This window comes from Roseibium algicola (genome assembly GCF_001999245.1).
Taxonomy (GTDB): domain Bacteria; phylum Pseudomonadota; class Alphaproteobacteria; order Rhizobiales; family Stappiaceae; genus Roseibium; species Roseibium algicola.
The window spans coordinates 1,151,405-1,176,946 of sequence record NZ_CP019630.1; the positions used below are offsets into that span (position 1 = coordinate 1,151,405).

23 protein-coding genes are annotated in these 25,542 nt (G+C 59.4%); 14 read left to right on the forward strand and 9 right to left on the reverse strand.

Annotated elements, in window-relative coordinates:
• Positions 1 to 51: 51 nt before the first annotated feature.
• Positions 52 to 954: an MBL fold metallo-hydrolase gene (locus B0E33_RS05405; protein ID WP_077290632.1), complete on the forward strand. Its 903-nt coding sequence runs from the start codon at positions 52 to 54 to the stop codon at positions 952 to 954.
• Positions 955 to 966: 12 nt separating this feature from the next.
• On the opposite strand, the gene B0E33_RS05410 is transcribed toward B0E33_RS05405, so the two are convergent.
• Positions 967 to 1,965 carry a DUF1499 domain-containing protein gene (locus B0E33_RS05410; RefSeq protein ID WP_077290633.1) on the reverse strand — a complete coding sequence of 333 codons (999 nt, stop codon included), beginning with the start codon at positions 1,963 to 1,965 and terminating at the stop codon, positions 967 to 969.
• Between the two features lie 189 nt (positions 1,966 to 2,154).
• Between B0E33_RS05410 and B0E33_RS05415 the strand changes: the two genes are divergently transcribed.
• The 3 genes from B0E33_RS05415 to B0E33_RS05420 all read left to right on the forward strand — a co-directional run bounded on the left by B0E33_RS05415 (position 2,155) and on the right by B0E33_RS05420 (position 4,274).
• Positions 2,155 to 2,592 (forward strand): hypothetical protein, encoded by a 438-nt coding sequence (locus B0E33_RS05415; RefSeq protein WP_023001825.1) that lies wholly within the window; start codon positions 2,155 to 2,157, stop codon positions 2,590 to 2,592.
• 287 nt (positions 2,593 to 2,879) lie between these two features.
• On the forward strand, positions 2,880 to 3,023 hold the full coding sequence (locus tag B0E33_RS31085) for a hypothetical protein (protein ID WP_023001827.1): 144 nt from the start codon (positions 2,880 to 2,882) through the stop codon (positions 3,021 to 3,023).
• Between the two features lie 276 nt (positions 3,024 to 3,299).
• A complete protein-coding gene (locus tag B0E33_RS05420; protein WP_055658081.1) occupies positions 3,300 to 4,274 on the forward strand; it encodes a magnesium transporter CorA family protein in 975 nt (324 codons plus the stop codon).
• Positions 4,275 to 4,317: 43 nt separating this feature from the next.
• On the opposite strand, the gene pdxH is transcribed toward B0E33_RS05420, so the two are convergent.
• A complete protein-coding gene (pdxH, locus tag B0E33_RS05425) occupies positions 4,318 to 4,953 on the reverse strand; it encodes a pyridoxamine 5'-phosphate oxidase (RefSeq protein ID WP_031269667.1) in 636 nt (211 codons plus the stop codon).
• Positions 4,954 to 5,088: 135 nt separating this feature from the next.
• Between pdxH and B0E33_RS05430 the strand changes: the two genes are divergently transcribed.
• From B0E33_RS05430 to B0E33_RS05450, 5 genes are all read left to right on the forward strand, one after another.
• Positions 5,089 to 5,502, forward strand: coding sequence for an RT0821/Lpp0805 family surface protein (locus B0E33_RS05430; protein WP_077290634.1), 414 nt, complete (start codon positions 5,089 to 5,091; stop codon positions 5,500 to 5,502).
• Between the two features lie 197 nt (positions 5,503 to 5,699).
• On the forward strand, positions 5,700 to 6,677 hold the full coding sequence (locus B0E33_RS05435) for a DnaJ C-terminal domain-containing protein (protein ID WP_023001831.1): 978 nt from the start codon (positions 5,700 to 5,702) through the stop codon (positions 6,675 to 6,677).
• A gap of 174 nt (positions 6,678 to 6,851) precedes the next feature.
• Complete coding sequence (locus B0E33_RS05440; RefSeq protein ID WP_062490054.1) at positions 6,852 to 7,382, forward strand: MarR family winged helix-turn-helix transcriptional regulator; 531 nt, start codon at positions 6,852 to 6,854, stop codon at positions 7,380 to 7,382.
• Positions 7,379 to 7,699, forward strand: coding sequence for an antibiotic biosynthesis monooxygenase family protein (locus tag B0E33_RS31350; RefSeq protein ID WP_023001833.1), 321 nt, complete (start codon positions 7,379 to 7,381; stop codon positions 7,697 to 7,699). Before B0E33_RS05440 ends, B0E33_RS31350 begins: the two co-directional genes overlap by 4 nt.
• On the forward strand, positions 7,680 to 8,408 hold the full coding sequence (locus B0E33_RS05450) for a GNAT family N-acetyltransferase (protein ID WP_206051408.1): 729 nt from the start codon (positions 7,680 to 7,682) through the stop codon (positions 8,406 to 8,408). The genes B0E33_RS31350 and B0E33_RS05450 overlap by 20 nt, the downstream gene beginning before the upstream one ends.
• Here the strand turns inward: B0E33_RS05450 and B0E33_RS05455 are convergent.
• The 4 genes from B0E33_RS05455 to B0E33_RS05470 all read right to left on the reverse strand — a co-directional run bounded on the left by B0E33_RS05455 (position 8,390) and on the right by B0E33_RS05470 (position 12,338).
• Positions 8,390 to 8,935, reverse strand: a complete 546-nt coding sequence (locus B0E33_RS05455) for a ClbS/DfsB family four-helix bundle protein (RefSeq protein WP_077290636.1) — start codon at positions 8,933 to 8,935, stop codon at positions 8,390 to 8,392. The two genes, B0E33_RS05450 and B0E33_RS05455, sit on opposite strands and share 19 nt — an antisense overlap.
• 69 nt (positions 8,936 to 9,004) lie before the next feature.
• Positions 9,005 to 9,637 (reverse strand): GNAT family N-acetyltransferase, encoded by a 633-nt coding sequence (locus B0E33_RS05460; RefSeq protein WP_206051409.1) that lies wholly within the window; start codon positions 9,635 to 9,637, stop codon positions 9,005 to 9,007.
• Between the two features lie 51 nt (positions 9,638 to 9,688).
• Entirely contained in the window at positions 9,689 to 11,011 is a 1,323-nt protein-coding gene (locus B0E33_RS05465; RefSeq protein WP_077290637.1) for an NAD(P)/FAD-dependent oxidoreductase, read from the reverse strand.
• Between the two features lies 1 nt (position 11,012).
• Complete coding sequence (locus B0E33_RS05470) at positions 11,013 to 12,338, reverse strand: NAD(P)/FAD-dependent oxidoreductase (protein WP_062490063.1); 1,326 nt, start codon at positions 12,336 to 12,338, stop codon at positions 11,013 to 11,015.
• A gap of 202 nt (positions 12,339 to 12,540) precedes the next feature.
• On the opposite strand from B0E33_RS05470, the gene B0E33_RS05475 reads away from it, so the two are divergent.
• Both B0E33_RS05475 and B0E33_RS05480 read left to right on the forward strand, forming a co-directional pair.
• The gene (locus B0E33_RS05475) at positions 12,541 to 12,771 is read left to right on the forward strand and encodes a hypothetical protein (protein WP_208984440.1); all 231 of its coding nucleotides are present in this window, start codon (positions 12,541 to 12,543) and stop codon (positions 12,769 to 12,771) included.
• Positions 12,761 to 15,133 carry a fatty acid cis/trans isomerase gene (locus B0E33_RS05480; protein ID WP_077290638.1) on the forward strand — a complete coding sequence of 791 codons (2,373 nt, stop codon included), beginning with the start codon at positions 12,761 to 12,763 and terminating at the stop codon, positions 15,131 to 15,133. Before B0E33_RS05475 ends, B0E33_RS05480 begins: the two co-directional genes overlap by 11 nt.
• Before the next feature lie 245 nt (positions 15,134 to 15,378).
• On the opposite strand, the gene B0E33_RS05485 is transcribed toward B0E33_RS05480, so the two are convergent.
• On the reverse strand, positions 15,379 to 16,272 hold the full coding sequence (locus tag B0E33_RS05485; RefSeq protein WP_077290639.1) for a LysR substrate-binding domain-containing protein: 894 nt from the start codon (positions 16,270 to 16,272) through the stop codon (positions 15,379 to 15,381).
• A gap of 179 nt (positions 16,273 to 16,451) precedes the next feature.
• Between B0E33_RS05485 and B0E33_RS05490 the strand changes: the two genes are divergently transcribed.
• From B0E33_RS05490 to B0E33_RS05500, 3 genes are read left to right on the forward strand one after another with little or no spacing between them, the layout of a single operon-like run.
• The gene (locus B0E33_RS05490; RefSeq protein WP_077290640.1) at positions 16,452 to 18,068 is read left to right on the forward strand and encodes a GMC family oxidoreductase; all 1,617 of its coding nucleotides are present in this window, start codon (positions 16,452 to 16,454) and stop codon (positions 18,066 to 18,068) included.
• A complete protein-coding gene (locus tag B0E33_RS05495; protein ID WP_077290641.1) occupies positions 18,065 to 19,552 on the forward strand; it encodes an aldehyde dehydrogenase family protein in 1,488 nt (495 codons plus the stop codon). Before B0E33_RS05490 ends, B0E33_RS05495 begins: the two co-directional genes overlap by 4 nt.
• Before the next feature lie 10 nt (positions 19,553 to 19,562).
• Positions 19,563 to 20,774 (forward strand): mandelate racemase/muconate lactonizing enzyme family protein, encoded by a 1,212-nt coding sequence (locus B0E33_RS05500; protein WP_077290642.1) that lies wholly within the window; start codon positions 19,563 to 19,565, stop codon positions 20,772 to 20,774.
• A 94-nt stretch (positions 20,775 to 20,868) separates the two neighbouring features.
• On the opposite strand, the gene B0E33_RS05505 is transcribed toward B0E33_RS05500, so the two are convergent.
• Together B0E33_RS05505 and B0E33_RS05510 are read right to left on the reverse strand one after the other, a co-directional pair.
• Entirely contained in the window at positions 20,869 to 22,971 is a 2,103-nt protein-coding gene (locus B0E33_RS05505; RefSeq protein ID WP_077290643.1) for a putative bifunctional diguanylate cyclase/phosphodiesterase, read from the reverse strand.
• Between the two features lie 298 nt (positions 22,972 to 23,269).
• On the reverse strand, positions 23,270 to 25,432 hold the full coding sequence (locus tag B0E33_RS05510) for a malate synthase G (protein WP_077290644.1): 2,163 nt from the start codon (positions 25,430 to 25,432) through the stop codon (positions 23,270 to 23,272).
• Positions 25,433 to 25,542 lie beyond the last annotated feature (110 nt).

Here is a 25,542-nt window from a genome sequence, read left to right on the forward strand (position 1 = left end):
AGGCAGAACCTGCCGAAACTGTCGCCCCTGGCGGAACCAACTGGAGACATCATGAAGCACGATCGCACGTTCGATCCGCAATATGGAACTGCCGTCGAGCTGATGCCGGGCGTGCGCCGGCTAACGGTAAACAACCCGGGGCCTTTCACCTTTCATGGCACCAACAGCTATCTGCTGGGGACCAGTCGGCTGATCTGCGTTGACCCCGGGCCTGCCCTGGAAGGCCAGGTCGACACCATCTTGAAGGCTGCACAAGGCGCAGTCATCGAGGCGATCCTGATCACCCACACGCATGTGGATCATTCGCCGGGCGCACGGCTGTTGAAAGAAAGAACCGGTGCCGAGATCATCGGGTGCGGGCCGCACCGGCCGGCACGAGCGCTTCTTGAAAACGAGGTCAATCCACTCGACGCCAGCGGCGACAAGGACTACGCGCCCGACAGGTTGCTGGAAGACGGCGAGATGTTCGAGGCCGCAGGCATTTCGCTTGAAGCCGTCGCCACGCCCGGCCACACGTCCAACCATCTGTGTTTTGCTCTTGCCGGGGAACCGGTTCTGCTGTCCGCCGATCACGTCATGGGCTGGTCAACATCGGTCGTCGCCCCACCCGACGGCAGCATGCGGGACTACATGGCCTCGATCGACAAACTGCTGGCCCGTTCCGAAACCGTCTATCTACCCGGACACGGCGGTATTGTTCGCAATGCCATCGACTACGTCCGCGACCTGAAGCGGCACAGGCACGACCGGGAAGCCTCTATCCTTCATGAACTGGCAAAAGGCGAAAGATCGATTCCGGAAATCGTATCGGTGCTCTATGCAGCGGTTGATCCGGCGTTGCACCCGGCAGCAGGTCTGTCCGTATTCGCGCACCTGGAGGACCTTGCGGACAGAGGCCGCGTCGAGGCCAGTCCGGAGCTGTCTCTTGCCGCCCGCTATCGCCTCACCGGCTGAGCCTGCAAGCGATCAGCCTTCCAGATCGACCGCATCCAGACCTTCGGCAACCGGCGCATCCTCGTCCTCGAAATAGGGTTTGAAGCTCGGCAACGGAATGGTTTCGCGCAAGTCTTCAACCGGTTCGGCCGGCAGGTCTTCTTCCAGCTCTGTCTCGTCGACCGAAAGCCGCGCCAGATCGCCGTATGTTTCCAGAAGCACACGGTCGATCTCGCTGAAGACAAGACGGATGCGGTCCGCATTGTCGGTCAGGTCCTTCAGCGGTGTGCGCGAACGCGAACGAACGTCAAGCAGGGCCCCCACCGAATCCGGCCGGACGCGCAGTACGATATCGTGTTTCAATCCCAGGATCTGCGAAGTGCCCTCAGCCTGCAGATAGGTCGGTGCATCGAGGAGATCGGGCGGCAATTCATCAACGACCTGCCAGTTCAGACCTTCAAGCGCCTTGACACTCGCCGCATGCAGTTGAGCGATAGAAATGCGGTATCGGCGCGGAACGATATCGGGGTAAAGACGGTCTTCCGCCGAATTGGCCATAGCAGTCATGCCCGGCGCGGCACCCGTATAAGCGGCAACGGCCGGCCAGACGTCTTCAACAAGCGCGATGTTCAGCCAGTCGAGAAAAGGTTGTTCGCTTGAAGCCACATTTGTTTCAAGTTCGGGTGGATCGGCTCGGTTGGTGGCCAGGTCGCTCGCTCCCGCGTGCATGACCAGCATTCCGACCACAAGCACGGGCGTCGCAAGCGCCAGCAGCCCCAGGAACAAACCTGTGAGCGCCGCCGGCACGCCGGGTCCGCCATAAGTCCAGATCCGGTGGAAGCCGAACAGGGCAAGCAGGATGGCAGCGAGCGCAATCGTAGCCGCTGCAATCAGAGACAGGACAAACACATCCGCGTCGATCAGGCCGAACCGCTTTGCCAGAAAAGCAATTGCCGCAAGCGCCAGCGCCACGGAGCCGGTCGTGCGACTGGCCGGTGCCGAAGCTGTTTTATAGACGGCGTAGCGCTTCATGAGATCCTATCTCGCCTGGCTTGCCGCATCGGCGCGGCAAGGTGTCCACCTGATTGTTTCTTCGTTTACAGCCAATTTGTCAAAAATGAACTTCACTTCGACAGCGAACACATCATACATTCCTTCTGGGCAAACGATAAACGTGCAAGCAAGACACGCCGGAAATACAGTTGCAAATCGGGGTAAGGCATGACCGGATTGCGGTCCCGTCATACGGCGAGCGAACAGGAACACCGCGCTGCCGGTGACGGAAAACAAAAGGCGTTTTCACCATTTGGCTTGTTTCGGCCAGGCTCTGCCAATATCTGCCTGTGCCACCTGCTGGTTCTGACGATACTCCTGTCGCCCATCGCCCTGGCATTTGCGATCCTCTATGCCGAACCGGGCGGACGCTGGCTGCAAGCCCACTATCATTACCTGCGGACAACCATTGCCCTCTTGGTCATAGGCCTCGGCACAGGAGGCCTGATGATCCTTCTGGGAGCTTCGATCTCTTCTGCATTGATGCTGGCCGGACTGGGCCTTTGTGCCACGACGGTACTGCTCAGCTACGCGCGATCGCTGCTAGGATTCTGCAGTGCCTTGCGGGGCTCTCCACTACGGAATCACAGAAGCTATTTCATATGAATGGGCAGTCATATACTTGCTCAAATGACTGGCAGGCCTAATTCGTAAATAAATCCTTACTGTATTACTTCAAATCCGGCCGGGATTCGTTACATCTTGTTATTGTTTTTGACTGGCCGATTTCCGCCAATAAGCGCATGCTTTTTCACATTCATTGCGAAAACCGGCTGAAAGGCGTGTTTTCTGCCTTCCGTTTGCCGCAATTGGATACGACATGCACACCGCCCGCGAGCCAAGTAAACTTTAACCCAGAGAGCGGGCACTGGAAAAGACAACGGACGAGACAAATGTCTGAGCAATCTGCCCGCCCTGCCCCGAAGCAAAGCGCCGATGCGAAACTGGTGAACCTCTACAAGCCCGTCGGCATCGCAGCCCTCAATGCAGCTGCCCTTTGCAAGAATTCGGGCACGGTGGCCAAAAAGAAGAACTGAGCCGCTGCGCTATAGCGTCCGAAGACGCGGCAAGCCGCTGGTGACGGCCAGCTTGCCATGTTGTTTCGAGACGCTGTTTGACGGCCGGCGTGACCGGTCCAGGATAGCGTTCGGACATACAATCGGTGACGATTGAATGTCCGCCATCCTGAAGCGGCCAAGCCCCGCCGGGGTGCCGCAAAATCACTTTCTTCAGACGGTTGCCGTCTTCCGATCTGTTGGGCAAACTGCCGCCGAACAGGGCACGCTCCGTGTCCTTCGGCGGAGATTGCCTGCATGATCATTGCCTACTGCCCGACCGTCAAAGGTCTGGAGCGTCTTGAGCTTGCCTCCGGCGCCCCCCTTCCGACCACGTCTGTATGGATCGACCTGATCGCCCCGACGCAGGAAGAGCAAAAGGCAGCAGAAAAGCTGATGGGCGCGGAAATCCCGACACGGGACGAGATCGCCTCCATCGAAACCTCCGAACGCCTTTACCTGGAACCCGGCGCCGTGGTGATGACCGCGCAGCTTCCGATCGCCACGCAGATGATCGACCCGGCGCTTTCGTCTGTCACATTTGTCGTCAATGCCAAGCGGCTGGTGACTGTGCGCTATGGCGAACCGAAATCCATCGCCCTTCTGTCGCGCAAGGTTCAGGCTGATTCGACTATCGCCCACAAGGGGCCGGCTGTTCTCTTCACGATGCTCGACATCATCGTCGACCGGTGTGCCGATGAAATGGAAAGCGCGTCAGCACGGTATGACAAACTGGCAGTGCAGGTGTTCGGCGACGGCCTCAACATGCGCAAGACCGCAAGCTATCAGATCGCCATCAAGCAACTGGGGCAGATCGGACTGCATGTGTCCAAGATGCACGATGTCTGCACCAGCCTGTCGCGGATGATGCTTTACCTCAGCACACATGCCAAACGTCTGAACCTGAACGAAGAGCAGGAAGCCGACTGCAAGATGTTCGGCAGGGACATCCATTCCATCAAGGAACACGGCGACGCACTGGACAACAAGCTGTCCTTCCTGCTGGACGCAACGGTCGGCCTTGTCACGCTGGAGCAGAACCAGATCTCGAAGATCTTTACGGTCGTCAGCGTGATCTTCCTGCCACCGACCTTGATCGCATCGATCTACGGCATGAACTTTGCCAACATGCCCGAGCTGAACTGGCAGCTCGGGTTCCTGTTCTCGTTGGGCCTGATGGTGTCGTCAGTCGGGCTGACGTTCCTGTTCTTCCGCTGGAAACGCCTGCTTTAACCGGTCCGGCATCTTGAAACTTTCAGCCCCTGTCGCAGGCGCGTTACGGATAAAGGCGCGCCTTGGACCATGGCTGATCCGCGCCAGTTCGGGTGAACTGCACGCGGTCATGAAGCCGGAACGGCCGGTCGTGCCAGAATTCGATGGAAACCGGCACCAGGCGCATGCCTGACCAGTGGTCGGGCCGCGGAATGTCGCCGATACCGAACTTGGCGGTATATTTCGCCACTTCCTTTTCCAGCGCGAAACGGCTTTCCAGCGGCCGCGATTGCCTGGACGCCCAGGCACCGATCCGGCTGCCGCGCGGCCGGGAGCGGTAGTACTCGTCCGCTTCCTCGTTCGAAACCTGTTCGACAAGGCCACGAATGCGAACCTGCCGGCGCAAGGACTTCCAGTGGAAGCACATGGCAGCCTTGCCGGCGGAGAGCAGCTCCTGCCCCTTGGCGCTTTCGAAATTTGTGTAAAAAACAAAGCCGCGTTCGTCGAAGTCCTTCAGCAGAACCATCCGCACATTCGGCAGGCCGTCTGGGTCGACGGTCGATAGCGCCAGTGCGTTGGGATCGTTGGGCTCCGAAGCCCTGGCGTCCTCAAGCCATTCTGCAAAAAGCTCAAATGGCTTCACTACCTCTGTAAAGTCACCTTTTGTTAACTCTTCAGGGGGATCTTTAAGGTCTGTCATCGGTAACCTGTCGAAGGAAACGACAGCCTTTAGTGCGGCTCGAATAAGCCGGACCGGGGGGCTGCCTGAAAAATGTATCGTATGCGTTCATATACTGCCGGGCACATAAAGATCCAACCCTTAGCCGCACTTTGCATGGCCATTGCAACCGCACTTGGCGGCTGTAGCCAGTTGTCCGTTCCGGTGGGCAGCAACAACATCGATTCCCCGACAGTCCTGACCGGCTCCATTCCGTCCGCATCCGACGTCGCCTATGCCGATATCAACGAGGACGACCGGTCTGTGATCGCGCAGAACCTCGACACTATCAGCCAGGACCTTGCCGCCGGAACGCCGACGCAGGCCTTGTCACTGACGTGGCTCAACGCGATCAGCGGCAATTCCGGCACATTGTCGAACATCAATGCCTCCACCTACAGCGAGACAGGCTGTCTCGGCTTTCAGACGACGGCGAATACCATCGTCGGCATCAAGCTGTACTCCGGCACGGCCTGCCGGGACATCACGCAAAAATTCGCGGTCACCAGCCTGACCGTCGCCGAAGCTTGAACCCCGTCAAAAAACCGCTAAAACCGGAAGGTCCTCAAGACGAATTCGGGGTCTGGAATTTTTTCCTATCCATCCCGATATAGAGGACAAGTCCGGTCAAGCATGACCTGCTAAACTTGCACGCTTGTGTTCGGCTCGCCGAACGGAGCAGTGCGCGGGGCAGCCTGCCGGAAAATCTTAGGAACCTGGTGAGACGAATGCGTGATCCCTATAGCGTTCTCGGGGTGGCAAAATCTGCCAGCGAGAGCGAAATCAAGAAGGCCTTTCGGAAGCTGGCCAAAAAATACCATCCGGATCAGAACAAGGATGATCCGACGGCCGCACAGCGTTTTTCCGAAGCAAATCAGGCCTATGAAATTGTCGGCGACAAGGAAAAACGTGCCAAGTTCGACCGCGGAGAAATCGATGCGGAGGGCAAGCAGCGCTATCAGGCGCATGGTTTTGACGGCTTTTCCGGATATGAAGACTTCGGCGGTGCACGCACCCAGAAGACATCTGGTGGCGGCGGCAGTTTCGACGATATTCTGAACGACATTTTCGGCAGTTTCGGTGGTGGCCGTGCACGCGCCGGCGCAGGTGCAGGCGCTGGACCCGGCGCAGGTTTCGGCGGAGGCGCCCGTGCGAAGGCGCCGCCCAAGACAAAAGGCGCCAATGCGGAAATCGTCGCCCGCGCCTCGCTGGAGGACATCGTCAACTCCGGCAAGACCCAGGTAACGCTTCCAAGCGGCAAGACGGTGAATGTTACCCTGCCCAAGGGGGTGGTCGAAGGCGAAAAGATTCGGCTCAAGGGCCAGGGGCACCCCGGGGAAAACGGCGGCCCTGCAGGCGACGCCCTGGTCGAGATCCGTTTCAAGCCTCACAAGCTTTTCGAAGTGAAGGGATCCGACCTCCACCTCGACCTGCCTCTGACACTTTATGAAGCTGTCCTGGGCGCAAAGGTGCGTACGCCGACCCTGTCCGGTGCCGTCAACCTGACCATTCCGGCCAATGCCTCCAGCGGCAAGTCCATGCGGTTGAAGGGCAAAGGCCTTCCGACCAAGACCGGTGGTCATGGCGACCTTCTGGTCAAGCTGCAGATCGTAATGCCGCCGCACGGCGACGACGAGTTGGACACGCTGATGCGGGCCTGGAAGGAAATCACTCCGTACCGCGCACGCGGACCGGAATTCGACTAGGCTGCTTCTTCGTCAACTGTTGACCATCACCTCGCCCCGCCAGTGCTACTGGTAGGGCGAGGTTTTTCAACCTTCCACATCTCCGCCTTAGGTCAGTCTCCAAGTTCTTCACCCACCAGGTCTTGCGAATTTATATAACTAGTTATATATCAAGTTATGTAAATGGAGTGACCCATGAGCGAAGATGTCGTCCGCGCGCTTGGCTATGCCACCCTGGGCAGCCGGCTGAAACGGATCGGGGAAATGCTGCAGGCACAAACGCAGATCGTTGCGGCCGAGCTTGCCGACACCAGTCTGCCGACGCCGCACAACCCTGTTCTTGCCGCACTCGACCGGCAAGGCCCGCTGAGTATCGGCGATCTGGCGAAGACCCTTGGCCAGAGCCAACCGGGCGTTACCAGAACGATCAACAAGATGAAGTCGGATGGACTGGTTGAATCCGTTGCCTCGCAACAGGACCGTCGCGTGACGACAATCGGCCTGACCGACAAGGGAGTAGCCCTCGTCGCCCATCTGAAAGAAACGCTCTGGCCCGCGATCACACTGGCAGTTGCCGATGCCTGCAACAGTCTGGAAGGTCCTTTGCTGGACCAGCTTGCAGGTCTGGAGGATGCCCTTTGCACGAGGCCGCTGTCCGTCCGCTGCAAGGACAGGCCCTTGCAGGACTGGAACTCTCTGCAAACACCCCCGGAGCTTGAACGATGATCAAGCGCATCTGGCACGGCTGGACAGACCCCGGCATGGCCGACACCTATGCCCATGTTCTCACGACACAGGTCATTCCGGGCATCGAGGCGAAAGCCATTCCCGGCTATCTCGGCATCGAGGTCCTTCGAAGGAACCTGGAAACCGAGGTGGAGTTCATCACCATCATGAGTTTCCGCTCGCTTGACGACATCATCGCGTTTCAAGGCCCGGATTACGAGCGCTGTTATGTGCCCGATGTCGCCCGGGACGTGTTGAAGCGATGGGATCTGATTTCACAACACTATGAGCTCGAAGATGCACGCAGTTATGAATGAACCGAGCCGGGACAGCCTTCTGAAGCGGGTTGTCTGGTCAGCCCTGACCTCCCGGCATGCGCAATTCAGCCAGGGAGGCGACCTTGCCCGCCGTTTCGATCCGGCCATCTCCCCTTTTGCGGCAGCGGCGAACAACTCGCCCGAAGCTCTGGCCGCGCTGGCGGAACTGATTCAACCGGGTGACGACCGGGCGTTCATTCTGCAGGCGGACGACATCGCCCTGCCCCATGAACTTGAGGCAGAGATTACCGCGCTGGGTGTTCTCATGGTGGAAGTTTCCCCGTCAGCCGGCCCATCCCGACCGACTTCAATCGTGCAGCTGGATGAAACCGATGTCCCGGAGATGGTCGAGCTTGCAACGCTGACAAAACCGGGTCCGTTCACCGCTCGCACGCCGGAGCTGGGCACTTTCTTCGGCATCAGGCTGGACGGCCGTCTGGCTGCAATGGCGGGTAGCAGGATCAACCTCGACGGCTATACGGAAGTCAGCGGGATCTGCACTCATCCCGATTTCCGAGGCAGAGGCCTGGCATCCGAGCTCTCTCTTCATGTGACTGAAGTCATCAGGAACCGCGGCGACATTCCGTTCCTTCACGCCTATGCGGACAATCACGGAGCAATTGCCCTCTACCGCAAGCTGGGTTTCGAGATATGGCGGGAGGTCAACGTAGCCGTTGTCAGACGCAAGGCTCAGATCGACCCGGACTGATCCCTTACATCGGAATTGCGCCGGTCTCTTTCCTCCTGAAACTGAGAAAGACGTTGGCGAAGATATTTCGAAGCCGACCGGTAATGGCTTGGACCGGCGGCTTCCGCCCAGCGTCCCGTCGTCCACTTGTTGTTGGAGCCTTTCATCGGTTCGCCGTAGAGTTCGTCATTCTCCAGACTTTCCACGAGGGCGAGCAGTTCGGCATGGTTTCCCTCCAGAAGGGATCGCACCGATCGCCAGGAAAGACCGGATTGCTTTTGCCGCAAGTCGGCATTGTATCTGGGTGTCTCGTTCCACTTGTAGCCTTTGGCCGGAAACCAGACCGGTCTGCCGGCCTGGCCGTCCCGGTACCAGCCCAGAAACAGGTCTATCCAGTGGGCCCGGTGACCGACGATATCCTTTGGCGATATGCCGTCCGCATCCTTTTCAAGACGCAGCATCGCGGGCAGGTCATCGAGGAGCGTTTGCAGCTTTGAAAACTCGCTCTCGCTTGCGGCGAGCAATTCCGTTTTCGTGGTTGCAGGCATTTCGCTCTCCCGTGACCACAACATTCAGTGCGAACTATGCGGAGCTAAAGCCTCGTTGGCCTGTGGCGACTACAAGCTTCGCCCGCACCAGATGGTGCCATGAGATCCGCTGTTGCTGACTGTCAGAACCGGATGGAACTCCCGTGCTGTCCAGAATGCGAGCCCGGCATCGTTGGCAGCGCTCACCCCGGCATGAACAGCCGATACACCCTTCAGTTTTGCAGCGGCAATCCAGGCGTCCAGCAGCCTGGTGCCAACTCCCCTCCCGCGCGCACGCGGCAAGAGGTTCATGTGAATATGCGCCGGATATTCATCGATGACGGCCTGTGGCACGGGCGAAGGATTGTGGATCGTGCGGATCCGCTGATCATCTGCTGACTGCACGGGTTCCTGCTGCACCGGTTCCGGGTAACGTTCCCGCAAAGCCGGCCACCATTCCCGCTCCAATTCGCGCTCGAAAGCCCGTGTATCGCTGACGCCGACGGCATAGCCGAATACGCCGAGATCATCTTCAGCGACAAAGCTGATCGGACCTTTCAAAGCCACATAGGGCCCTGCGTAGATATGGCCGATCAATGCGGGGTCAGAATAAAGATCCGTCGCGTCGCGCCCGGCCTGGCCGGTTTTCAGGCAGATATCGTAAACGGCTTCCAGGTCCCGAAGCTCGGCCTGCCGCACGATCATGGTATCAGTCATAAGCATCCGATTTCTGTCTTCAATGGTCCCGGATCATGGCGAATGCAGATCTGCGGTTTACCTGTCCTGCCAGCCGTACCACCAGTAAGCGCCCTGAAGATAGAGTTTGCGCAGTGACGGCAGGGGAAACCTTGCAAAAGGCCGGCGCAGGGCAACCGGCAGATCTTCCGGCTGAAGCTTGCCCAGGATCAGTCCGGCGACCTTCTCCCCCGAGATCGATGCCATTGCTATGCCGCTGCCGTGCCACCCCATTGCGGCATAGACGCCGCCGAGACCGGGCACTTCCCCAACAAAGGGGGTCAGATTTCGCGCCAGGCACACATGTCCATACCAGCTGTGTTCGGCCTCAATGCCCGCCCAGGCAGGAAACATCTCGTCGAAATCCGACCTTGCACGCTTGTACATCGCCGTGAGCGACTGGGCATTTTCGAAAATGCCGCCGCGCGTTCCGAACAGGAACCGCCGGTCAGGCAACAGGCGGAAATAATGCAACAGGTTACGAGTGTCGGCAGCCATGGTGTCGGAGGTCCAGCCCTGTGTGGCAAGTTCGCCCTCGCTCAGGGGGCGGGTCACCAGGATTGACGACATGACCGGCAGCGTACGCCCGTGCAGCCATTTGGGTGCATCCTCGCGTGCATAACCATTACCCGCCAGGACAACCTTCCGGGCCCGGATGAAGCCGTGTTCGGTCTCCAGTTGCCAGCGGTCATTGTCCCGGGTCATCCCTGTCACCGGCGACTTGCCGAAGATCTTGCCACCGGCTCGGCGCACCTGATCCGCCAGAGCCTGGACATAGGCCATCGGATTGAGTGCAAAGCCGTAGGGTACCTGCAGTCCGCCGTGGAATGTCGGCCCGCCATAGCCTTCCGCGTCCAGGTCCGTCTTGGAAAGCACTCGGGCCTTGATGCCGAAGTTCTCCTTCAGGAACGCTGCTTCCGCCTGAAAGCCGGCGAAATCCTTCCGCCGGTGGGCAAGATAGATTTCGCCATTGGAATGGCGGTCGGCGTCAACACCCCAGCTGTCGAGTCTCTGGGCAACCAGATTGACGCCCGCGACCTGATAGGCAACGAAACGGCGCGCTTCCTCGAGGCCGAATTTCTTGATGAGGCGGCGTTCATCGAGTTTGGTACCACCCAGGCAACAAAATCCGCCGTTGCGGCCCGAAGCGCCGTAACCAACGTGTTCCGCTTCCAGAACGCACACGGAAACGCCTGCCTGCGCGAGCCGTAGCGCAGCGCTCAGCCCGGCGAACCCAGCGCCGATAATCGCAACATCGAAAAGCGCGTTGCCGATGAGCTGCCGGTCCAGCTTGACCTGCGGAACGCTGGCTTCCCAGTAACTGCCGATCGTCCGGCGCGCTTCTGTACGGCTCTGCGGCATCTCAGAACCCGAGCCTGTCCCGCAGAGAGAACCACGTCATGGCAAGTACCAGAAGCGGGAAGCGGAGCCGGTCACCGCCGGGGAATGCCGGTACGTTCAGTTTTTCAAAGACGTCGAAGCGACCCGCAGTTCCCGTCACGGCTTCCGCCAGCACCTGACCACCAAGGGTTGCCATGGCAACGCCGTGGCCGGAGTACCCACCTGCGGTCAGCATGTTGGGCGCAATCCTTGCGAAATAGGGCATGCGCTTGGGCGTAATCGCCAGCGTACCGCCCCAGCCGTAATCGATGGCCACGTCGCTGAGCTGGGGGAAGATTTCCAGCATCGGTTCGCGCACGAAGGCCTTGATGTCTTCCGGAAAGCGATAGCCGTAATTCTCACCGCCACCGAATAGCAGCCGGCGGTCTGCCGACAGACGGAAGTAGTTGATGACGAACTTGCTGTCGGCCACGGCGACGTTGTTGCGGATGATCTTTTGCGCCTCGTCTTCCGAAAAGGGCTCCGTTGCGACAATGAAATTGTTGATCGGCATGACGTGCGCGGCTGTCTGCCGGTCAAGGCGGCCGAGATAACCGTTGCACGCCAGAATGACGTGCTCTGCACGAACGTCGCCCTGTCCCGTCCTCACGGTGATCCGTCCTGTGCCCTGACCGTCAATGCCGGTGACCTTGGTTTCCTCGAAAATCCTGGCCCCTGCCGCTTCGGCTGCCTGCCCGAGACCCAGTGCGAAATTGAGCGGATGCAAATGGCCTGCGCCCGTGTCCAGAGAGCCGCCGTAGTACCGGGGACTGCCGACCTGCTCGCCGATTTCATCCGGACCGACAAAGCGAATGTCCTCATAGCCGTAGACGAGCCTGAGATGCTCGACATAGTCCCGGCTTTCCTCGACAAAACTCTTGCGGTGATCGGCATGCAGTATCCCCGGCGTGTAGTCGCAGGCGATCTGGTGCTTGATGATCAGGTCCTTGACCAGCGCCTTGGAATCCTCGGCAAGGTCCCACAGCAATCTGGCGTGAGACTTGCCATGGCGTTCTTCCAGAACCGTCTGGTCCATGCGCTGGCCGGAACCGACCTGGCCGCCATTGCGGCCCGAGGCGCCCCACCCGATCCGGTTGGCTTCCAGGAGGATGACGTCAACACCCCGTTCAGCCAGATGCAATGCAGCCGATAGCCCCGTATAACCGCCACCGATGACGCAGACCGTGCAGGTGTGTGAGCCATCGAGAACCGGGTGAGCCGTTTGCCTGTTGGCAGTTGCAGCGTAATAGGAAGGTGGGTGTTGACCTGGCGTGTCATTAGCTGTCAGGAGATCAAGCGCAGTCAGCATGTCGGAAGCCAGGCTCCTCTTATCAACATGAATTTCCGTGGCCGGGAGTGGTACGCCACATTCCCTTGTTCAGCAGCCAGTTTCAAGGTGTAATCAGGTGATGGCAGGCAAGTTTTGCCTGATTTTGCAAGCTCTTGAGGCTCCCGCTACGTCAGCAAGCCCGGGCAGCTCGGCTCAGATGACGCAAAAGGAAGGCAAAACTGTGTTTGGTCCCGTAGAACATCCCTGGTTTGATGCGCTTTGGCGCAGAATTGTTCTGGTCGCTTTTTGCGCCGGCTGGACCGGAGTGGAATATGCATTCGGCAATATCACCTGGGTCTACATCATGGCGGCAATCACCGCCTATGCCGCCTGGGCGTACCTGTTCAACTACAAGGGACCTGACGACCCGAGCCGGGTGACCCGTCCACGGATGGAAGACGATGAAGGTTGATGCCTCCGGCATGATTGCGGCCGGCCGCCTTCAGGCTCTCTGGTCCCGGATCCTGAAACAGGCGTTTCGCGCCATACTGCTGATTTGCTGTGCCGGCGCTGCATCGGCGCAGGAGGATACGTCAGCTCTCGATGTCCTCAACAAGCGCTGCGTCGTCTGCCACGGCTGCTATGACGCGCCCTGTCAGCTCAAGCTGTCATCCGCCGCGGGCTGGATGCGCGGAGCAAGCAAGCAGAAAGTCTACGATTCCTCGCGTCTGGAAGATGCTCCGATGACACGCCTCGGGATCGATGCAAAGTCTGTTCCGGGCTGGCGCGCCAAGGGTTTCTTCGACGTTGTCGGCACACAGGACGGGCCATCCGTTCTGGAACAACTGCTGCTGGCCGGCCGCAAGAATTCGTTCAAGCTCGGAGCGCCGCTTCCTGACGACATCGACATTTCGACGCTACGTGCAAACACCTGCGCCATGCCCGGCAAGGTGAATGACTATCTCAAGGAACACCCGCAGGGCGGCATGCCGTTTGCCATGGCGCCGCTTGCAGATGGCGACTACGAGACCCTGCTGTCCTGGGCCAGGGACGGGGCACCTGCACCTGACGCCGGCAAAGGATTGCCACAGAGTGTCGAACAGTCGGTGCACACCGTCGAAACGTTCTTCAACCGCGGCGACAAACGGTCGAAACTTGTCGCGCGCTATATCTATGAACACCTGTTCCTGGCCCATCTGCACCTGGAAGGCGATGACCCGAACCGCTTCTTCCGCGTAATCCGTTCCAGAACCGCGACCGGCTCGCCTCCAGATGAGATTGCCTCGCGCCGCCCCTTTGACGATCCAGGTGGCCCCTTTCATTACAGGCTCATCCCGATTGACGGCACCATCCTGCACAAGGAGCACATGGTCTATGAGATCGGGTCCAAACGCCTGAACCGCTATGAAGACCTGTTCCTGAAAAGCGACTGGGAGATTGCGAGCCTGCCGCCCTATTCAACGGCTGCAGGCGGCAACCCGCTGTCGACCTTCCGCGCCATTCCTGCACGCAGCCGCTACCAGTTCCTGCTGGACGAAGCGCTTTATTTTGTCCGCTCTTTCATTCGTGGTCCGGTCTGCTACGGCCAGGTCGCGGTGAACGTGATCGAGGACCGTTTCTGGGTCTCCTTCCTGACACCCGACGCCGATCTCTCCGTCACCGACCCGAGCTTCCTGGAAGCCGCGACCCCGATCCTCGAACTGCCGGTCGCCCAGTCAAAGGGAAAACTGTCCAAGCGTCTGGAAGGCTTCCTGTCGCTCGGACCGGTCAAGTATCAGGAGTTTCGCAAGGGGCGGTATGAACGCAAGTTCCTGGCGGAAGGCGGCCCCGACTACGGTGACATCTGGCAAGGTGACGGTTCCGAAGTCGATGCCCGTCTGACCGTCTACCGTAATTTCTCTTCCGCCTCAGTGGTGACAGGCTTCGTCGGCGCGGTGCCCGAAACCGCCTGGGTAATCGATTTCCCGCTGTTCGAGCGGATCTACTACAATCTCGTTGCCGGGTTCGATGTCTTCGGCAACGTGGAACACCAACTCACGACACGCCTTTATATGGACAGCCTGCGCCGTGAAGGAGAGCGAACCTTCCTGTCGTTCCTGCCGCCACAAGTGCGCAAACCCTTGCACGAAAGCTGGTATCAGGGTCCGCTTGTCAGCATGGTCGATCTCTGGAAGGAAAGCGCGCTCGACACCAGGTCTCCAACAGGTATCGACTTTTCCACCAGCGATCCCAAGGAGGAGTTCCTCACCGAGCTGCTGCGCGAACCTGCTGGCCTGTGGGCTGAACAAGACCCTATCAACCGCTGCACCGGCAATGCCTGTGCGTCCAGTGACACGCCTGCCGGGCAACTACGCCCGCTTGCCCAGAAACCTGCGCCATATGCAAAGTTCCTGCCTGATATCTCTGTTCTGCTCGTGGAAACGGAACGGGACACGCAGGTCTTTACCCTGGTGCATGACATGGCCCACAGCAACGTTGCCTTCATCTTCAACGAGGATCTGCGCCGCGAACCCCAGAACGACAGCGTGACGGTCGTGCCCGGCCAGTTCAGCAGCTATCCGAATTTCATGTTCAAGGTGAAACAGGATCAGCTGCCGGCCTTCGTGGAGACGGTTCGGGAGATCAGGTCACAAGATGATTTCCTCAAGCTTGTCGACCGTTTTGGCGTCCGCAGAACCGACCCGGAATTCTGGACCGACTTCGACCGGATCCAGACCGCCCTGAAAGACCAGGACACCCTTCAGGCGGGCCTGCTGGACCTCAATCGATACCGCGACCCCAAACCGCTCGACCCGATTGACCGGTTGTTCGAGTTCACCTTCTCGCTGGATTAATCTTGCAGCTTGAGCGGATGAGCTTTTGCTCAGCCAAACTCTCTTCCTCATCCTGAATGTCTGATCCGAAAGGGGTGCCCGGGGCGACTGTGACAACTGAGCAAGGCGCAAGTTCGTTATACGACCCACGTCAACTGCGTCCTCTGATACTTTCAAACCAAACTCTGAGGAGCGGCGTCTCGAAGAATGAACCGGAGTTCGTTGCGATCAACCAGGCAAGCAGTTCGTGTCCCTGGACAAGTTCCTCATCCCGCTTCGCCGCCAAGTTCCCGGAACATCCAGTCGCAAAAGATCTGGGCGTCGGGGCCGAGTGCCTGACGCGAGCCGTCGGTGACGAGATAGTAGCTGTGCCGGCTCTTTATCTTCTTGTCCGATGAACGGATCAGCCGGCCGCTGTCGAGATACGGCTGGGCCAGCGTTTCCAGAACCAGAGCGTGTCCATGGCCGAGAGCAGCCAGTTCCAGGGCCGAGAGGGTCTGGTCGACCTGCAGGCCGTTGCGTTTTGGAACCGCATGCCCGTGGCTGCGGAAGAAGCTCTCCCAGGTGTCGATCACGCCCATGATGTCGAGCCGGGTTGCTTCCGCCAGCGCCTCGATTTCACGCTTGCCAGGGTCAAGCGCCAGATCTGGATGACAGACCGGAATGATCGGGTCGTTCAACAGAAACGCCACCACTCCGTCAGTCCAGCTGCCGTCGCCGAAGCGGATATCGATGTCGAACAGTTCCGGGCTGAGAGTTTCCGCCCAGGAGGCCGAGATCATCTGCAGGTCGATGCCCGGATGTGCTTCCTGAAACGCACGCAGCCGCGGGATCATCCAGAGCTGGCCGAAGCTGTTGAGGCAGCGGAAGCGAACCGGCTGACGGTCGCGCTCGCCAAAGACCGAGACGGTGGCAATCGAAAGATCTGAGAATGCCTTTTCAACCGTCGGCAGATAGGTCTGGCCCAGCCGGGTCAGCGCCAGCTCCCGATGGACGCGGTCGAACAGCGGATATCCCAACAGTTGCTCCAGCTGACGCACCTGATAGCTGACGGCAGCCGGAGTGATCAGCAGCTCCTCCGCTGCCCGGGTGAAGTTCCCCAGGCGCGCAGCCGCCTCGAAGGCGCGCAGCCATGTGAGCGGTGGCAGGCTGTAGGCCATTTCGTCTTCCTTTTATCATCAGGTGCGGAAGCTGTTTTCATTTTCTGAAACGAATTCGCACCTGTGCAACAAGCGTCTCCTTCAAATTTTCTCAAAGCTATACCAAATATTTTTTCGTTTCAGGAATTTTCCATCCTCGCAGACACTTCTCCAAAACAGCGGTCAACCGGCAGCGCATCATGGACAAGGTCGATTACATCATCGTGGGAGCCGGTTCGGCCGGATGTATCCTGGCGGAACGCCTGAGCGCAGATCCGCAGACGCGTGTTCTGCTGCTGGAGGCCGGTGGGTCCGATGCCTCACCCTGGGTGTCGCTGCCACTCGGCTATGGCAAGCTGAATTCCGACCCAAAACGCACGTGGCGCTTCATGACCGAACCAGACGAAGGCCTCGGCGGGCGCAGTGTCTACTGGCCCCGCGGTCGATTGCTGGGTGGCTCTGGCTCGATCAACGCCATGGTCTATTGCCGAGGTCTGCCTGGCGATTTCGAAGACTGGGAGGCCTCCGGCGCGGCAGGTTGGGGCTGGGCGAATGTAAAGGCAACTTACGAGCGCCTTGAAACCCGGGTGACCTGCGAGGGTGTGAAGCAAGGCGAGGGACCGATCCATATCCAGAATGTGTCCGACCAGATCCACAGGGTGAACCGGCACTTCTTTGCCGCGATCCGCGAAGTGGGCCTGCCCTGGAGTGACGACTTCAACGGTGATGCTCCCGAAGGTGGCGGCATTTACCAGATCAACACGCAAGATGGCCGCCGGTGTTCGTCCGCACGCGCCTATCTCCATCCTGCCCTTGCCCGCAAGAACCTAAGCGTCCGGACACAGGCCCAGGTTGCCCGCATCCTGTTTGAAGGAAGAACGGCTGTCGGCGTCGAACTCCTGAGCGGGGAAACCCTGCTTGCCGGCCGAGAGGTCATCCTGGCGGCAGGCGCAATCGGTTCGCCGCAACTGCTTCAGGTTTCCGGCATCGGCCCGGGAAGGTTGCTGAATGAGCTCGGCATTCCGGTGATCCAGGCCAATGACAATGTCGGCGGCAATCTGCAGGATCATCTGGCTGCGAATTTCACCTTCCGCGCCAAGGAACCGACACTCAATGCGATCCTGCGTCCCTTGCTGGGTCAGGCCCTGTCCGCCATGCAATACGCAGCAACCCGCAAGGGTCCTCTGGCTCTATCCGTCAACCAGTGCGGCGGATTCCTGCGCTCGCGCCCCGAGCTGAGCCGGCCGGACCAGCAGCTCTATTTCAATCCGATCAGCTATCGCCTGAGGCCTTACAAGGACAAGACACGGCTGAGCATCGATCCGTTCAACGGCTTCATCATTTGCGCACAGCCGGCCCGCCCGACGAGCCGCGGCCGCATCGACATCAAAAGTGCCAATGCCAGTGCGGCGCCTTCGATCCAGCCCAATTCGCTGGCGACCGAGGAAGACCGCCAGACCGTGATCGATGGCGGCAAGCTCTGCCAGAAGCTGATGGCAAGCCAGGCCTTGAGCGCGCTTGTCGAAAACCCCATCGCTCCGAACCTCGGAGAACTCGACGGCGACGGCATCCTGGCGGACTTCCGCGCCCGGGCCAGCACCGTCTTCCATCCGGTATCGACTTGCCGCATGGGCGAGAACCGCGAGACAACCGTCGTCAACAGCCGGCTGCAGGTGCACGGAATTGAAGGGCTTCGCGTTGCCGACGCCTCCGCCTTTCCGAACATCACCTCCGGCAACACCAACGCCCCGACCATGATGCTGGCTCTCAAGGGAGCCGATCTCATTCTAGAAGACCAGAAGCGAGCCCTCTCATGACCGTTCAGGACATCGCCCAAGACTATCTGACCACCGGCAAGCTGGATGCCTTGCCCGATGGGCATTTCATTGCCGGCAAACGCACTCCGACCTCGAACAAGAAGATGGAAAGCTTCGATCCGGGCCGGGCAGAAGCCTTTGCCGAATTTTCTCTCGGGTCCGACACCGATATGGATAACGCCATCGACGCTGCCGAGAAAGCAGCCCTGCATTGGCGGCAAGTCTCACCGGCAGAGCGCTGCCGTATCCTCAACAATGTTGCCCGGGTCTTCCGCGACAACGCAGACCGGTTGGCCGTGATAGAGGTGGTCGACAGCGGCAAGACGCTGGCCGAGGCCCAGGGTGACGTTCAGTCCTCCGTACGCCTTTTCGAATATTACGCCGGCGCTGCCGACAAGCTCGATGGCCGATCGGTCAATCTTGGTCCGGCCTATACCGCCTTCACCGTGCGCGAACCGGTCGGCGTTACAGGACACATCATTCCCTGGAACTATCCCACCTCGACCTTCGCGCGCGGTGTCGCCCCTGCCCTTGCCGCGGGCTGTTCCGTTGTTGCCAAGCCGGCCGAGACCACGCCCTTTACCGCGCTGGTCATGGCGGAACTGCTTTGCGAGGCCGGGGTGCCGGAAGGGCTGGTAAATGTGGTCACCGGCCTGGGCAGTGATGTCGGCGCGCAGATGGCGCGCGATCCGCGCATCAAGCAGCTGACCTTCACTGGCTCCGTCACCACTGGTATCAATGTTGCCCAGATGGCTGCCCCGAATGTGACCCGCCTGACGTTGGAACTTGGCGGCAAGTCACCACTGATCGCCTTTGCCGACGCCGATCCGGAAAAGGTCGCCGACGGAGCCTACTGGGCAATCTTCTCGAACGCCGGTCAGATCTGTTCGGCCGGATCCAGGCTGATCCTGCATAAATCGATCCGCGACGAAGTGCTTTCCATCCTTGCGGAACGAGCCGCCAAGATCAGGACCGGTCACGGACTGACGGCTCCGGACATGGGGGCCATCAATTCCGAGCTGCACCTGACCCGCATCAAGGCCCATGTGGATGCCGCAAAGGCGCGCGGTGCCAACATCCTGACCGGAGGCGACGCTACCGGCGACGCGGAGACGGGCAAAGGCTGGTTCTTCCAGCCAACGGTAATTGCGGACCTTGCACCGAACGATCCGGCGGTTCAGGAAGAGATTTTCGGCCCGGTCCTGTCGGTGCAACTGTTCGAAAGCGAAGAAGAAGCCGTCGCCCTTGCAAACGGTACAGACTTTGGCCTGATTGCCAGCGTCTATACCAATGATGTCGGGCGGGCGATGCGGGTTGCCGGCGCAATGGATTGCGGCCAGGTGTCGGTCAACGATTACTGGGCCGGGGGGCTTGAGCTGCCTTTCGGCGGCAACAAGAAATCAGGTTACGGCCGCGAAAAAGGCTGGGAAGGCCTCGATGCCTATACCAAGGTAAAGTCCATCACGATCAGCAACGCGAGCTAAGCGGACCAACATGAAACTCGACCAAATCGAGACCTTCGTCGTCGAAAACGCCCCGCCGCGCCATGGCGGGCGCTACTTCATCTTCGTCAAGCTGGTGACCGCTTGCGGCATCACAGGCTATGGCGAGATCTACAACGCCACCTTCGGCCCGCACCTGGTGGCCGAGATGGCGAAGGACGTGTTCCAGCGCCAGTTCGAGGGCGAAGATCCGCATCATATCGAGAAGCTGTGGCACAAGACCTATGGTGCCGGATATACGCAACGACCTGATGTGACCGTGATGGGCGTTTTGTCAGGTCTGGAAATGGCTTGCTGGGACATCATCGGCAAAGCCGCCGGCAAGCCGGCCTATCAGCTTCTGGGCGGTAGGGTGCATGAGCGCCTGCGCTCCTACACCTACCTTTATCCCTCCGATGGCGATGTCTATCCGGACCCGTCGAAACCCAATGTCTACAACGATCCGGACATGGCGGCCGAAGCGGCGGTCAAGGCCGTCGACCAGGGTTTCACGGCGGTGAAGTTCGACCCGGCCGGTGCCTATACGATCTACGATGGTCACCAGCCGAGCCTTGACGATCTGGAACGCTCGGAAGCCTTCTGCCGGCAGATCCGCAATGCCGTCGGCACGAGGGCCGACCTTCTTTTCGGTACCCACGGACAGTTCACCGTTTCCGGAGCCAAGCGGCTTGCACGCCGGATTGAGGGCTATGATCCGCTTTGGTTCGAAGAGCCGATCCCGCCCGAAAAGCCCGAAGACATGGCCGAGGTTGCGCGGTTTACCTCCATGCCAGTTGCGACGGGTGAGCGTCTGTGCACCAAGTATGAATTCGCCCGCGTGCTTGAAACCGGTGCGGCCAGTATCCTGCAGATGAACCTCGGCCGCGTCGGCGGCCTTCTGGAAGCCAAGAAGATTGCCGCCATGGCGGAATGCCGGTCAGCGCAGATAGCCCCTCACCTTTATTGCGGACCGCTGGTGGCGCTCGCAAACATCCAGCTGGCAACCTGCAGCCCGAATTTCCTGGTGCTGGAATCCATCCGGACCTTCGACGGGTTCTATGCCGACCTCTTGAAGACGCCTATTCGATGGGAAGACGGCTATGTCATTCCTTCAAGCGAACCGGGCCTCGGGCATGATCTGAACGAAGACGTCGCGCGGGCCCATCCCTATACCGGCAACGAACTGCATCTCGGGTTTCAGGAAAGCCCGGCTTTGCCGCTATAAGGGGATCAGGGCCGGCAAGGCGGTATTCCTTTGCCCGGCCCATGCCCTTGTCATCCCTTGGTCAAACCATGGGATGACGGGAAAGAAGGTTGCCTCAGGCCACCTTGCTGATCAGGGTCATGTCCTGCGCGGGCTCAGCGGGCGGAACCGGTTCTTCGACCCGGATGGCGGTTGATGCCATTAAGGCACGGCGGACGTCGGCCACCGGCATGGGCCTGCCGAACAGGAAGCCCTGAACCTCGTTGCACCCTTGCGAAGCAAGAAAGCCGAGATGGTCTTCCGTTTCCACACCTTCGGCCAGCACCGGAATATTGAGACTTTCACCCAGAATGATCGTTGCCTTGATGATCGCTTCTGACTGCTTGTTGCCCCCGAGATCCTTGACGAACTCCCGGTCGATCTTGATCTTGTCGAACGGAAAGGCCTGCAGTGTGGCAAGCGACGAATAGCCGGTGCCGAAGTCGTCCATGGCGATGCGAATGCCGAGACGTTTCAGCTGGTGGATGATCTGAAGCGCATGCGATGTGTCAGCGATGATGCCGGTCTCGGTGATCTCCAGTTCGAGACGCTCCGGCGACAGGCCGCTTTCCTTCAAGGCGTGGGCAACGATATCCGGAAAGCTGCTGTCGGCAAGCTGCACTGGCGCCACATTGACCGCGATCTTGACCCGGTTGTCCCAGGACGCTGCCTCACGGCAGGCGGTGCGAATGATCCAGGCGCCGATTTCACGGATCTGGCCGGTCTCCTCCGCAATCGGAATGAACTCGAACGGCGGGATCATGCCGCGCTGCGGGTGGTTCCAGCGCAGCAGAACTTCCGTGCCGGTGACTTCCCGGGTCATGACATCGTTCTGAAGCTGATAATAAAGCTCGAACTCGCCGTTCTTCAGGGCATTGCGCAGGTCCATGGCAAGGGCACTGCGCTCGCGGGTCTGTTGATCTAGCTCGACGTCATAACAAAGCGCGGCATTGCCGCCGGCAGCCTTGGCACGGTGCATGGCCCGCTCCGCGGCTTCGATCAACTGCGCACCCGACGATGCGTGATCGGGATAGTTCGCGTAGCCGACACTGCAACTGACGCGGATTTCTTCGCCCTGCCATAGCAGTGGCCGAGCGACCAGCTTCTGGATGCGCTTGCAAAGGTCAAGGATGTAGCCCCGGTAGTAGACCGGCTTGCCGACGATCACGAATTCGACGCCGCCGTTCCTGGCGATGTATTCATCGGGCTCCAGGTTCTCCGACAGATGCTTGGCAACGTGCCGCAGGAGAGCATCTCCGCACGCATGGCCATGAACTTCGTTGACTTCCTTGAACCGGCTCAGACTGCAGTTGAGCACGACGACCCGGGCATTGTCGGCAGCATACCTTGTCAGGAAACTATCGAGATGGCGGTCGAGTGCCCGGCGGTTCGGCAGACCGGTCAGCGGGTCGTGATGGGTAATGTGGTTGACCCTGCTTTCGGCAACCTGGGAGTTTGCACTGTCGATCGAATAGGTGATCATCGCCGACAGCAACAGGACGCTCATGGTGAAGACCACCGAGATGCCGATCAACTGGTTGGAGACAAGGTCCTTGACGCTGCCATCCAGTCGCAGGGGCAGAATTTCGACACCAGCCATCGCAACAAAGTGCAGGCTGGCCACAGCCAGGATCAGGCTGAGTACAGCCCCGTATTTGCAGTAGCGTGTCACCGGGCGGGCGACACGGCTTGTGGCAATGAGGCAGAAGACGCAGGCCAAAACGACGGAAACCACCACGAAAGGCGTCGACAACATCATGATGCCGGATATCTGAAGCGCCTTGATCCCGATGAAATGCATCGCCGCAATAGAGGCGCCAAAGATGACACCCCCGACCTCGATAAGTGCCGAGCGCTGGGAAATACTGCTGACAAGAAGTCCTGCTGTCGTGCCGGCAATGGCGATAACCAGCGAGAAGGCCGTCAGTTTGAGATCGTAACCCAGAATGAACGGGCTCTTGTAGGCGATCATGGCAACGAAGTGCGTGCTCCAGATCGTACCGCCGGCGATCAGGCCGGACAACAGCAGCCAGAGATACTTGAGATCGCCTTGTGTCCGCCGGACACGGGCGAACAGCCGCATAGTCAAAACGGCACCGACCGTCAGGATTATTACCGCCAGGGCAACAAACAACGGGTCATGCTCGAAAGCTATGCAAGACAGGACGGTTAGCATCATCAACTCCAGATGATGCAAGATAGCGTTTTTCTGCTCTAAAGTAGTAAAAACACCTATATCCCATGCAATATGGATAACAGTTGGTAAATTGTTTTAACTGATTGTAAATGCGAGAGTATTTTCCGGAAACTGTACGCTTTCGATCCAAGACAGTTTGCTTCGATTTTTACCCGTTTACCATTCCCGTATTGCGCAGCACAAAGCGAAGCAACACGCCATGCGGGAACAGGGGATCATAACGATTTCGGCCGCCGGGATCGCTCCCGGCGGCCGAAACTTCAAGACCTGGTGACAAATGTCAGGCTGCGGTTTTCGCCTTGAACTCGATCCTGCGGCGATGCAGCACCGGCTCGGTGTAACCATTTGGCTGGCTGGTGCCTTCGAACACCAGTTCGCAAGCTGCCTGGAAGGCGACAGAGCCGTCGAAATCCGCCGCCATCGGCCGGTAGAGCGGGTCACCTTCATTCTGGCCGTCAACGACAGCGGCCATGCGTTTCATGGTCTCCAGAACCTGCTCTCGGCCGACAACGCCATGGTGCAACCAGTTGGCGATGTGCTGCGAAGAAATGCGCAGTGTTGCACGGTCTTCCATCAGGCCGACATCGTTGATGTCCGGCACCTTCGAACAGCCAACGCCCTGTTCAACCCAGCGGACGACGTAGCCCAGAATGCCCTGGGCGTTGTTGTCGAGTTCTGCCTGAATGTCTTCCGGTGCCCAGTTGGGACGTTCGGCAACAGGAATGGAGAGAATGTCTTCCAGCTTGGCGGAAGCACGGCTCTTCAGCTCGTTCTGACGATCCTTCACGGCGACCTTGTGATAATGCAGCGCGTGGAGCGTTGCGGCGGTCGGTGACGGAACCCAGGCCGTGTTCGCGCCGGACATCGGATGACCGATCTTCTGCTCCAGCATGGCATGCATCAGGTCAGGCATCGCCCACATGCCCTTGCCGATCTGCGCATGGCCCGGCAGGCCGCAGGCAAGTCCGACATCGACGTTGTTGTTCTCGTAGGCGCTAATCCAGGTCGCGGCCTTCATGTCGCCCTTGCGGATCATCGGGCCGGCTTCCATGGACGTGTGCATTTCATCGCCGGTCCGGTCGAGGAAGCCGGTGTTGATGAAGAACACCCTGTCCTTGGCCTGGCGGATACACTCCTTCAGGTTCACCGTGGTGCGGCGTTCCTCGTCCATGATGCCCATCTTGAGCGTGTTGCGCTCGAGGCTCAGCGCATCTTCAACGCGGTTGAAGATCTCGCAGGCGAATGCCACTTCTTCCGGTCCGTGCATCTTCGGCTTGACGATATAGACCGAACCCGCGCGGCTGTTGAGCTCCCGGCCGTTCGGACCAATGTCGTGCAGCGCAATCAGGGAAGTGATCATGCCGTCGAGGAGGCCTTCCGGCACTTCGTTGCCGTCCTTGTCGAGTACGGCATCGTTGGTCATCAGATGGCCGACGTTGCGGATCAGCAGCAGCGAGCGACCGTGCAGCGACAGCGCGGAGCCGTCGGGAGCGGTGTAATTGCGATCGCCATTCATGCGGCGGGTAACGGTCTCGCCGCCTTTGACGAAGGTTTCTTCCAGATCGCCCTTCATCAGGCCAAGCCAGTTGGTGTAGACGACGACCTTGTCTTCCGCGTCGACAGCGGCAACGGAATCCTCGCAGTCCATGATCGTCGACATGGCCGATTCCAGGATCACGTCGGCGATGTGGGCGGCATCGGTCTTGCCGATCGGATGCTGCGCATCAATGTCGATTTCAAGGTGCAGACCGTTTCTGACCAGCAGGACCTTGTAGGGAGCAGCGTTGTCCCCGGAATAGCCGGCAAACTGCGAACCGTCGGCAAGGCTCGTGGAGCCCGTCTTGGTGGAAAGAACCAGAGCTTCGCCTTCAACGGCAAAACCGGTCACGTCGGACCAGCTTCCATCAGCCAACGGTGCCGCTTCATCCAGGACCTTGCGTGCATAGGCGATCACCTCGGCACCGCGTGCCGGATCAAATCCCTTGCCGGCCGGCAGAGAGCCCATCGCATCGGTGCCGTAAAGCGCATCGTAAAGAGAGCCCCAGCGGGCGTTGGCGGCATTCAGCGCATAGCGCGCGTTCATCACCGGAACGACAAGCTGCGGGCCCGCGACAGAGCCGATTTCCGGATCGATGTTGGCGGTACCAACGGCAAAGTCCGCACCTTCCGGCACCAGGTAACCGATTTCCGTCAGGAAGGTCTTGTAGCCGTCCATGTCCGGAGTACCGGGGTTGGCCTTGTGCCAGATATCGATCTTTTCCTGCAGGCTGTCGCGCTTTGCCAGCAGTGCCCGGTTCTTCGGTGCCAGATCGTGGATCAGGCTGGACAGGCTTTTCCAGAAATGGTCTTGATCGACGCCGGTATCCGGAAGGGCCTTTTCATTGACGAAGTCATAAAGAACCCTGGCAACTTGCAATCCATGGGCATCGACGCGGCCTGTCATCTGTCAGCTCCCCTAAACGAACTTGAATGTCTGATATTAGCCCGTGTTTTGGGGTCTTAACACGCAATCGTCAATTGCCGGGTCGATTGGATGACTTTTTCCATTTTGGA